Source organism: Thermogutta sp., assembly GCF_039793925.1.
Lineage (GTDB): Bacteria > Planctomycetota > Planctomycetia > Pirellulales > Thermoguttaceae > Thermogutta.
Window position 1 is genome coordinate 1 of record NZ_JBAMME010000136.1, and the last position, 1,229, is coordinate 1,229.

At 53.4% G+C, this 1,229-nt stretch carries 1 protein-coding gene; it reads left to right on the forward strand.

The annotated features are described in order from the left end of the window. Positions 1-189: 189 nt before the first annotated feature. A partial coding sequence (locus ABJK56_RS05680) for a hypothetical protein (RefSeq protein WP_347243699.1) occupies positions 190-1,229 on the forward strand: 1,040 nt, incomplete at its 3' end.

The window sequence follows — 1,229 nt, forward strand, 5'->3', positions numbered from 1 at the left end:
TGGGTACCACTGCCGCCGGTAGGAAATGGTTATGAGGTTGGACCCGGTGGGTGTGCGGCAAGGGGCAGAGGCTATACATTTGTGGCAATCGGGAACGATGACGACCTCATTTTTCCGTTTGAACATGTCACCGAAACCTGGGACGAAAATTTTGAGCCGATACCTGATTATATTGAGGGAGCAGGGGCAATGGCGTACGAGTTCTGGTACGGCGGCCGGCTGTTTGTTGCCGTTCGGGTTGAGGATGAATATGACCGGCTCCATATCTATGAGTTTGACAACGCGATAGGGCTTGATGGCAGGTGGCGAGATCCGGATGTTCTGAACCCGATTTATCTACCGGAAGAGATTGGTCCTGGAGTTGCGCTGGCATTTCAGCCGGTTGTCGATAATGCAAGCCTTTTAAGCGGCTATCTTTATCTACTCGTCGGCGGTGGCTCGCGGAGTTTATACCGCCGTGCCTTCAACCAGCTTCCCTGGTCGCCATGGGGCATCAGTCCGGGTGAAGGGGACAGTGTTGCCCTTGACGAACTTGTTTTTGACTGGGTTGGACACCGGAAATGGGAAGGTTATCAGCTCCAGATATCAGCCACCAAAGACTTTCTGAAGCCGGTAGTGGATGCCACCGTTACGACAACCGAGTTCCGGCCACCAAAAAGCAGGTTACTGGTCAACCGGACCTACTACTGGCGGGTGCGCGGGCTAACCGGTAAGGGTATGTCAGACTGGAGTAATCCCCAGCCGGTGGTCATTGCCAGCCGGACGAAGAAGTTGCCCCGAAACCGGGTATTTCCACCAGCAGATGCGCTCCTGAGTGGTGATGAGCCGATGTTCAACTGGGAGTGTGTGCCCCAGGCGGTGAGGTATCAGTTGCAGGTGGCTGACAATGAATGGTTCAAAGAGCCGGTAATTGATGTTTACACCGACATCAGCGAATACCGGACAGTTGTGCCGTTGCGAAGTGGCAAATGGTTCTGGCGCACCCGGTGGCAGGATGGTTCCGGCTCCTGGAGTGATTGGGGTTTAGCCAGTTCATTCGCAACCGATTATGGCTGGCAGCGATTGCCCGATATTCCTTCAGACAGAGAAGTTGATGCCGGTGGTGCAATGTGCTATGTCAAATCTGGTCCACCTGTTCAAATTGAGGCGTTGTATGTTCTGGTGGGTAATGGGAGCAGGCAGTTCTGGCGGTTTAATATAACCGATAATTTTCGATGGCAACTATTACC